Genomic DNA, 8,683 nt, shown 5'->3' with positions numbered 1-8,683 from the left:
TAGCAACCGCCAAGGCGGTTAAGACGTAAAAAGCAAGACATCCTCAATGGCATCTCGTAAACAATCAAACTGATCGAGTTTTTTGCGGATTCGACTTTTTAACCAAGACCAGCATTTTTCAATCTTATTAAGGTCTGGAGAATAAGGCGGTAGGTACAGCAGTTCACACCCTGCATCCTGGATCAATTGTTGAATGCGCCCACCTTTATGGAATGTGGCATTATCCATCACCAAAACCTGTCCCGGTTCGAGTATTGGAAGCAAACAAGCTTCCAGCCAAGTTTCAAAAACTGTTCGATTACACGCACCCTCAACAGTGAAGGGAGCTATTAGGTTTTGGTTACACAGCGCGGCAATCATGTTAACCCGTCCAGAGCGTCGGCCTGACTTAAGTGCATGGAAGCGCTCCCCTTTTTCATTCCAACCATAATCATACTCATCTCGACTATCCATGCCAGACTCATCTAAGTACACGATTTTATCCGAGGGTAGTGTAGATAACTGATCTATGAACGTTTGTCGTTTGGCTTCATCGCGCTCACGGTAGCCATAGGTCTTTTTTTTCGAGTAAAACCAATTTTCTTCAAAGCCCGTGAGATTGTGCGATCACTAATTTCTCCCTCCCAAAGTGAGGCCATCTCAACTTGGGTTTTATCTCCATGAGATGAAGCGAACTCACGGAATTTTTCCCAGTCGCTGATTTTATGATTATTACCCGGAGCCTGATTGGGCAAAGCTTGGAAGTCCCCAGTTTCGGCTTGTCGCTTCAGCCATAAGTCTATCGTGTTGCGACTGATATTGAACACAAGACTTGCTTCGCTTTTCTTCAAACCATCAAGTTCGATAGCTTGGATGACCTTTTGACGAAGGTCGTAACTGTAAGGTTTAGGCATATGTTAGCGCGAGCACACTTTGCAGGAAAAAAAGGGACTACATCTAGTTTATGCTCAAACCGCCTTGGCGCTTGCTATACTTTGGAGAAATTGCTGTTGAGTATAAAAATCAAATCCAATTAGATAGTTTAATAGTGGCAGATTGTGCTTTATATACAGAAGCGAAGTTCAAACTCATGTCGGAAATGAAATGGCTATGTAAAGTGCCGTTATACCATTTCACGAAAATCCTGATACAAATAAAGCCTCCAAAATAAAATCTCAGCCTGCAATAGATTTCACTTGAGTAACTGTCAATTTATCTAACTGTTTCCACACAGCTTCTCGCAACTCATCTAACGTCTGGAAACATTTCCATTTCAATGTCTTTTTAATTTCTTTCCATAATCTCTCAAGTGGATTGACTTCAGGCGTATGCGGAGGTTGAAACAAGAGAATTATGTTTTTTGGTACTCGGAGGTAATTACTGAAGTGAAATGCACCATTATCCACTTGAATAATATGTAATTCTTCTGGGTATGATGCTGCAAACTTTTCTAAAAACATTTCAAAACATACTGTATCCAAATGTGAGAATTCAAGGGCAAAATTCTCTCCAGTTAATGGCTCTACAACTCTATAGATATAAAAGTTATCTCGTTTCCACTGCGTCAGCCCAACTGGTTTTATTCCTGTCAGTGTTATCAATCTTCCCGTTATAGTTTGAAGACTCACATTTTGCACCAAGAAAAATTGATGGTACTTCGTTACTCAATATGAAACCAAAAGTCCTTTATATAGCGAGAAAAGCCAAGAAAAATAATGTAGCTTTATCGCATATATTTTTGGTTTGTACGGGCTTATACAGTTAGGTGCAAGATGTGAGAAGACCAAATCTACTTTCATCTCCACACCAATAACGTACTTGACGATGTTGGTCGTCATGTGATATTAAATACTTCTTTATTAGTTCTAGCCATGATGGAAGTTTTTTTTAAAGTCTTCTTCCACACCCTTATTTTGTTTGAGGCTACGCGGACGTGGTGCCTTTAGTTTTGCTTTTAGCTTGTAGCGTACAACTTCATGGACAACTTTATATGACGCTTCGATGCCTTCAGAGGCTAAAAGCCAAGTACGAATTTCCTCGTAGCTTTTAAATCCTTCTGGCTCAGACAATTCTTTTTTAATTAGCGATCGCACCTCAAGGGAAATGGTTTTTGGTCGTCCTGGACTTTTACGAAGTTCGAGCAGGGTGCTTAACCCACCTTCTCTGTAGAGCTTTAACCACCTCTGCACCGTCATACGCCCTCTACCTAGCACTACTGCTAAGTGCTGTACTGTTTCTACCTGTCGCGTTTTGAGTAAATACAATGCCTGTATTCGTTCTTTCCCATATCCAGTTTTTTGCTGTCTCAACAACTCTTGAAGTTCAGCCTGTGTTTCTTTTATCTCTAGTTTGAGAACCCTACACATTGTTTTTTTATGAGTGATGCACCTGCAATTATATGTATCACACTTTTCGTGAAATGGTATTAAGTCTAAAATTAGCACTTCAGTTTGAATTTATATTCCAACTTTAGTTGGAGCCAAGTTTCGATTTAGAGATGGATTGATTCATCAATCACTTTACTGAACAAAAGTTTCAACTCAAAGTGGACGACAAATTAGAGGCAATTGCATATATTGAATTTATGCAAACGCTGATAGCAACGCCCGTTGCAAGATTTAAGTTTGCTTTACACAAAAATTGCAGAAAGAGGGCCGTATGGCGTAGGCGTAGCCCGCCGCAGGCATCGCTTGCTATAAGTATTTCTTTCCTCAGAGGTATCGAGTGAGCCAAGACCGAGATCGCAGTTTGTTATTCCTTCCGCCTTCAACACAGGATCACGTACAAGGTGTGGTGAGTGCCACCGTAGTGCTGGTGATGTATGGGGACTATGAAGGTTCTGAGAGCGCTGACGTTTATCGGCTGATTAAAGTCATTCGGCGACAGCTTAGTGTTTCTTTAGGAGAGAACTATTTGTGCTTCATCTTCCGTCATTTTCCACAGATACAGATTCATTCTCATGCTCTACGTGCCGCCGAAGCAGCCCAAGTAGCAGCCGCCCAAGGTCAGTTTTGGCAGATGCATGACATTTTGTTCACCCATCAACAAGAGTTGGGAAACGGCTATCTTGTAGAGTATGCCGATAATCTAGGACTTGATATCTCCCAATTTCTGCAAGATATATCCAAACAGGTGCACGTTGATCGCATCAATCAAGATATCGAAAGTGGATTACTCAGTGGAGTCACCGCTGCTCCAGCCCTATTTATTAATGGAATTCGCTATCTCGGGCGCTGGAAGATTGAGCAGTTGATGGCAGCTATTGTCACTGCAAGTTATTAACCTTGCTGGTCTTTAACCCTAACAAATGTCTTACGGAGAATAGTTTTATGGCATCTATTTCATCACTGGTCAAAGATGATTTTGAGTACCTAAAAGTTCCAACTCAGACTGATTTTTTTGACAATTCCTCTATTAATGATGCACTTACTGCTGTTGCACAAGAGGTTGCTAAGTTGCTTCAACAAGCTTATGCTTTTCAAGCTGAGGGCAACAATCCTGCTCCCCTTGATCGCGATTCGAGCAAGCCAGAATACAGGCAAATCATTGTGGAAAACAAATAACTTTGAGTTCACTACGCCAAAGCTATTCGGTGAAATGAAACGGTAAACAAATATGCAAAGAACAACCAGTTTTGAAAGTAAAGGTCTAAAGTGTTCCGTCACGTTTTACACTCCAGATAAAGTCGCATCCAGCGATCGCTTTCCGGCTATTGTCATGGCTCATGGAATTGGGTTGACCAAAGAGATGGGCTTGCCACAGTTTGCTGAGAGATTCGTTCAAGCCGGGTTCGTCGTCTCGCTGTTCGATTATCGCTACCTTGGTGCCAGTGAGGGAGAGCCTCGTGGACAAATGATCCCTGCCGAGCAGCATGAGGACTACCGCAATGCCATCACCTGGACCCAACTACAAAGCGAAGTTGACCCTGAACGCATAGGTGTTTGGGGCTTCTCCTATAGCGGCGGTCACGTGCTGCATTTAGCCGCATTTGATCCGCGCGTGAAAGCGGTCGTGGCACAAATGCCTACGGTGAATGCGTTTCTCAACTCTCGCCGCCAAGTCTCCCCACTTGAACTGGAGGAACTCACAAAGATGCTTTCACAGGACCGGATAAAACGGTATCAAACCGGAAAGGTAAGCTACTTCCCTTTGGTTGCTCCGCCCGGTCAACCCTCCTTTCTTGCGACACCCGATGCATTCAATTGGGTTGAATCAACCAAAAGCGCGAGCGAAGGAAGATGGGAAAATCGGCTCACCTTTGAATCGATTGAACACTGTCTCTATTACGAACCGATTCCTCACCTCGAGGCGATCTTTCCCACCCCGCTATGCGTGATTGTGGGTGAGAAGGACTTTCTTGCAGCCCCCGACTTGACCGCCGATGTCTATGCACACGCGACGGAGCCGAAGTCTCTCACAATTTTGAAGGGCGGACACTTTGATGGCTTCCAGGGAGAGGGCTTTGAGATTGCAAGTACAACTGCGTTGAGATGGTTCGAGAAATATTTGAAGTAGGCTTGAAGCAGCTGTTTTGGAAGCTGCCGTTCTCGTAAAGTGCATCGTCTGCATACCAAGCTGGATAAAACTGTATCAGACCGGAGTTGGAGAACCAAGTGACAGTTCTGTTGGACAAAACGATCATCAATTTACAGCACAAACAATAAATTGATTGTGAGATTAGAGAAAATTGTGGATGTAGTTTTTTGAGAGAATTGCGCTCATAATTTATACCAAAATAAAATCAATTTCAATGGTGTTTAGAGCAAATAATTTCTTAAAAAGCTTATCTAAAAAGGCTCTTGCAATCTACAATTTCAAATCTGAAATTGTATCAAACAAGGTTGATGACTCATCAGGGTAAAAAACCGAACACTCAAAACTACAAGAGGAAACTATGAAAACACTACTAAAGCGGTTTGCGTTACTACTTGGTTTGATGAGTTGTGTTTCAGCTTATCTCGTCTTACCTGCCTCAGCTGACTCTACTGCTGGCTTGCTACTCAGTTTGAAGTGCCAAGGTGGATACAACGTTAATGTTTGGAGAAGGTATGATTCGGGTGAACTTCTCTACCGTTCTACAAGTCCTCAAGGTAATTTGAGTTTGGGCAAGGGAACTGCAGACAATACAGGATCAGCTCAAGTGTATAAGTTTAAGAATGGCAACTATGAATATCAAGTGCTTGCTGGTAGGGGAGATCATCAAGGGCAGGGGACTTTAGAGGTGTACAAAAACGGTCGCTCGATTATGAGTCAAGGTTGTACACCAAATGCATGAAAGGCGTTGATGCAATCATTGATCGTGTGTTAAGAAGTTCCGAATCTTCACAAGCTACTGACTCAAACTGCCACTGATAAGTAAGTCGGCACGATAAAACTAATGTATGTTTAGTTTTGTAAAAACGGTGGAATGAGCTATTTTTAAAGTATTCGTTGGCTTTACATTTAGTTACATAGGTTGATTTTTTGACGCCAACTTACTTATCGGTTTGTTTTTTTTATACCTGGAAGTAATACCAATTCTGTATGAAGATACGCTAAATCAAGCTTAGACTAGAATCTATGCTGCAACCTTTCTTCCGAAACAGAGTTTGGCGCAGCTTCATAAAGAAACGGTATAACAACAGCAGAAAAGCTTGTTTGGTAATGTCAACAGACTAAATGTTTAATACGGCGGCTCCCCTCTCATATCGTGTCCGCTGAAAGACCAGCCCTCTAAATATTGACAAATAACATATTTTATGAACTTGTTTCACGGGATAGCATCAAGAGTTGCTTTGTATTGCTTGAGCTTTCGAGCCGTGGAACAGTGAGGATGTTTGCCATCAACGGACAGTGGTGGTCGCTTCTTTTTGGGACTTCTGGGATGTTTGCGAATTTTCCATCAGGACTCGCATCATTACACTGACGAGGCTGGCTTCTACAAAAGCATCAAATATGTACAGCAACCGTGGATGTGATTTGTCGTACTGAACCAGGATTTCAAGTGTTACCGAAACGTTGGATTGTCGTATGCGTTCGCGCAGCGTGTCCCCTTGGGACTCAGCGTGCCGAACGCATACGTACGTTTGGGTGGTGGAATCAATATCGTCGATGCGCGTAAAAACTATGAACTGTTACCAGAAGTCAGCGAATCGATGATTTACACCGTCATGATTCGTTTGATGTTGAAACGACTTGCAACGCCTCAATTAGCTCCTTCATAATCATTTACAAACAACCTCTGATCTAAAAACCATAGAAGAATCTCTATGTATACAACAACTTTTTTCTTGATCCCTCAGCAAGTATTACTACCCAAAGTGGCATACAGTATAAGAATATCCAAATTATTTAACTATTACGATTTAGGTTTTCAGAGCTTGAAGTCGCTTGGCAATTATTCTCGGCAGTCTGTTGTTGAGACTTCTTTGAGCGCGCGATCGCAGATGCCAGATTCCATTCTCCAGCCGATTTTTATCTATAGCCGATCCTTTCTATGAAATGGGTCGCTTCTAGTTAGTTTGATCTACCGTTCATTTACCTCAATGATGGCAATCACCAATCTCATCCGGTTTAATAACCTCGGGGGCGCTATCTTCGGCGGTGTCACGACTGCCGTTGTCTCATTACCCCTGGCTCTGGCCTTTGGGGGTGGAGGCCCTCGGCGGACTCTATGGGGCAGTTTGTGGCGGCTTTTTTGCCGCCCTGTTTGGCGGTATCCCAACGTTGATCTGTGAACCGACCGGGGCAATGACCGTAAGCCCTGTCTACAGGTTCTCGTGCAGCACCTGTGCTGTAGGGGTAAAGCGCATCACTCTTTAATAAATTTCATTTAGTTCATTTATTGCACTACTCCTCGTCAGAGGAGGCACAAGGAGGTATTCGTGGATTTTTTGTCCTTATTTTTAATGGACTTCGTTAAGCAGTTGCAGTCCCCAACACTCAGCTTTCTGATTGGTGGTATGGTCATTGCCGCTCTCGGTAGCGAATTGGTAATTCCAGAGGCGATTACTCAGATCATCGTCTTCATGCTGCTCATGAAAATCGGTCTGACCGGTGGTCAGGCGATCCGCAATTCCAACCTGACGGATATGGTGTTACCCGTAGCGTCTGCTATAGCAATAGGAATTCTCATTGTATTCATCGCGCGCTATACGTTGGCCAAGCTGCCGAAGGTCAAAACCGTAGATGCGATTGCGACCGGGGGGTTGTTTGGTGCTGTGAGTGGCTCTACTATGGCCGCCGCCCTGACGGTACTGGATGGACAAAAAATGCAATACGAGGCATGGGCTGGCGCACTCTATCCCTTCATGGATATCCCAGCGCTCGTAACGGCGATTGTGGTGGCTAACATTTATCTCAAAAAGAAGAAGCGTAGTGCAGCAGGCGAGTCTCTCAGCAAGCAGGAGTATACCAGTCCCGCAGGAGAATATACCAGTCCCGCAGGCACGGCTTTCAGTAGCGCAGGCGCATCTCTACCTGCAGGCACGTCTTTCAGTACCACAGGCGATTATCCCAGTCCCGCAGGCACGTCTCCCAGTCCCGCAGGTGATTATCCCAGCAGCCGACAAGAGTATCTCAGAAAGCAACAGTCTGCGGATAATCGGGTCAAAATATGGCCGATCGTGAAGGAAAGCCTCCAGGGGCCTGCCCTATCGGCAATGTTGCTCGGCATTGCTCTTGGCATATTCGCCCAGCCGGAAAGTGTCTATAAAAGCTTCTACGATCCCGCCTTCAAAGGCTTGCTTTCGATCTTGATGGTGGTCATGGGTATGGAGGCTTGGTCAAGACTTGGCGAACTACGTAAGGTGGCTCAGTGGTACGTTGTGTATAGCGTAGTGGCACCGTTTGTGCATGGGCTTATCGCCTTCGGTCTCGGCCTGATTGCCCACTACGTCGCAGGATTCAGCCTGGGCGGTGTCGTGGTTCTGGCCGTCATCGCCTCCTCCAGTTCAGACATCTCAGGTCCGCCCACGTTGCGAGCCGGTATCCCGTCGGCCAATCCCTCCGCCTACATCGGGGCCTCCACAGCCATCGGTACGCCCGTTGCGATCGGCTTGTGTATACCGCTCTTCCTCGGACTCGCCCAGGCGATAGGCGGCAGGTAATCCCAGACGGGTCGCGGTCTGTCGGCCCTCCCTTGACCCGGCAGACCAAGCGACTCAATATATAAGATCAATTACGGTAAGGAGGTAACCAACATGGCCAAGCCAGCCAAAAAGCTCGTCATCGTCACGGAAAAGATTCTGCTGAAAAAGATCGCCGATATCATCGAAGAATCCGGGGCAACCGGTTATACGGTTCTGGAAACCGGCGGTAAAGGCAGTCGCAACGTGCGCTCGTCGGGACAACCCAGCGTTTCTGACACCACGGCGAATATAAAATTCGAGGTGCTCACCCCGGATCGGGATATGGCCGAGAATATTGCGGATCAGGTCGCAATAAAGTTTTTCCTCGATTTTGCGGGCATGATCTATATCTGTGACGCGGAGGTACTGTACGGGCACAGTTTCTGTGGACCAGACGGCTGTTGAATCGAGACGACACAGACCGAAAAAGCCGGGTCATGACCCCGGCTTTTTGGTGACCGTTACTCAAAACGTTAGTCGATTTAGATGATGCCCAAGCGGAGAAGCTGATTGTGACTCAAGATAATCTCAACACCCATTCGCCCGCGTCACTCACTGACAACTAAGCTTGTCTCGATCCAGGCAACCGCATCCAA

The 8,683-nt window shown here is 45.1% G+C and carries 10 protein-coding genes and 1 pseudogene; 8 read left to right on the top strand and 3 right to left on the bottom strand.

Annotated features, from left to right (window positions below):
- Window positions 1–18: 18 nt before the first annotated feature.
- The 3 genes from V5G28_RS35235 to V5G28_RS35225 form a co-directional block, all read right to left on the bottom strand.
- Window positions 19–893, bottom strand: a protein-coding gene (locus tag V5G28_RS35235) for an IS630 family transposase (RefSeq protein ID WP_332996280.1) whose coding sequence is annotated in 2 segments (ribosomal slippage) — window positions 19–561 and window positions 564–893 — 873 coding nt in all. Because the reading frame shifts where the segments join, the coding sequence is not laid out codon by codon here.
- A gap of 261 nt (window positions 894–1,154) precedes the next feature.
- The gene (locus V5G28_RS35230; protein ID WP_332996277.1) at window positions 1,155–1,607 is read right to left on the bottom strand and encodes an IS630 family transposase; all 453 of its coding nucleotides are present in this window, start codon (window positions 1,605–1,607) and stop codon (window positions 1,155–1,157) included.
- A 237-nt stretch (window positions 1,608–1,844) separates the two neighbouring features.
- Entirely contained in the window at window positions 1,845–2,345 is a 501-nt protein-coding gene (locus V5G28_RS35225) for a helix-turn-helix domain-containing protein (protein ID WP_332996275.1), read from the bottom strand.
- A 358-nt stretch (window positions 2,346–2,703) separates the two neighbouring features.
- Between V5G28_RS35225 and V5G28_RS35220 the strand changes: the two genes are divergently transcribed.
- The 8 genes and pseudogenes from V5G28_RS35220 to V5G28_RS35185 all read left to right on the top strand — a co-directional run bounded on the left by V5G28_RS35220 (window position 2,704) and on the right by V5G28_RS35185 (window position 8,492).
- Window positions 2,704–3,261 (top strand): DsbA family protein, encoded by a 558-nt coding sequence (locus V5G28_RS35220; protein ID WP_332996273.1) that lies wholly within the window; start codon window positions 2,704–2,706, stop codon window positions 3,259–3,261.
- A 47-nt stretch (window positions 3,262–3,308) separates the two neighbouring features.
- The gene (locus V5G28_RS35215) at window positions 3,309–3,542 is read left to right on the top strand and encodes a hypothetical protein (protein ID WP_332996271.1); all 234 of its coding nucleotides are present in this window, start codon (window positions 3,309–3,311) and stop codon (window positions 3,540–3,542) included.
- Between the two features lie 52 nt (window positions 3,543–3,594).
- Window positions 3,595–4,494: an alpha/beta hydrolase gene (locus tag V5G28_RS35210; protein WP_332996269.1), complete on the top strand. Its 900-nt coding sequence runs from the start codon at window positions 3,595–3,597 to the stop codon at window positions 4,492–4,494.
- Window positions 4,495–4,873: 379 nt separating this feature from the next.
- Window positions 4,874–5,254 (top strand): hypothetical protein, encoded by a 381-nt coding sequence (locus V5G28_RS35205; protein WP_332996267.1) that lies wholly within the window; start codon window positions 4,874–4,876, stop codon window positions 5,252–5,254.
- Window positions 5,255–6,023: 769 nt separating this feature from the next.
- Window positions 6,024–6,182: a hypothetical protein gene (locus tag V5G28_RS36980; protein WP_442994322.1), complete on the top strand. Its 159-nt coding sequence runs from the start codon at window positions 6,024–6,026 to the stop codon at window positions 6,180–6,182.
- 324 nt (window positions 6,183–6,506) lie between these two features.
- Window positions 6,507–6,717, top strand: a pseudogene (locus V5G28_RS35195) (SulP family inorganic anion transporter); the annotation flags it as partial.
- A gap of 125 nt (window positions 6,718–6,842) precedes the next feature.
- Window positions 6,843–8,066: a sodium-dependent bicarbonate transport family permease gene (locus V5G28_RS35190; protein WP_096564326.1), complete on the top strand. Its 1,224-nt coding sequence runs from the start codon at window positions 6,843–6,845 to the stop codon at window positions 8,064–8,066.
- 93 nt (window positions 8,067–8,159) lie between these two features.
- Window positions 8,160–8,492 carry a P-II family nitrogen regulator gene (locus tag V5G28_RS35185; protein ID WP_096564327.1) on the top strand — a complete coding sequence of 111 codons (333 nt, stop codon included), beginning with the start codon at window positions 8,160–8,162 and terminating at the stop codon, window positions 8,490–8,492.
- The last annotated feature ends 191 nt before the right edge of the window (window positions 8,493–8,683 follow it).

Source organism: Scytonema sp. PRP1 (genome assembly GCF_036697665.2).
Classification (GTDB): domain Bacteria; phylum Cyanobacteriota; class Cyanobacteriia; order Cyanobacteriales; family Nostocaceae; genus Kalymmatonema; species Kalymmatonema gypsitolerans.
The sequence above is the reverse complement of the archived record's forward strand: the minus strand, read 5'-3'. Positions and strand labels throughout refer to the sequence as shown.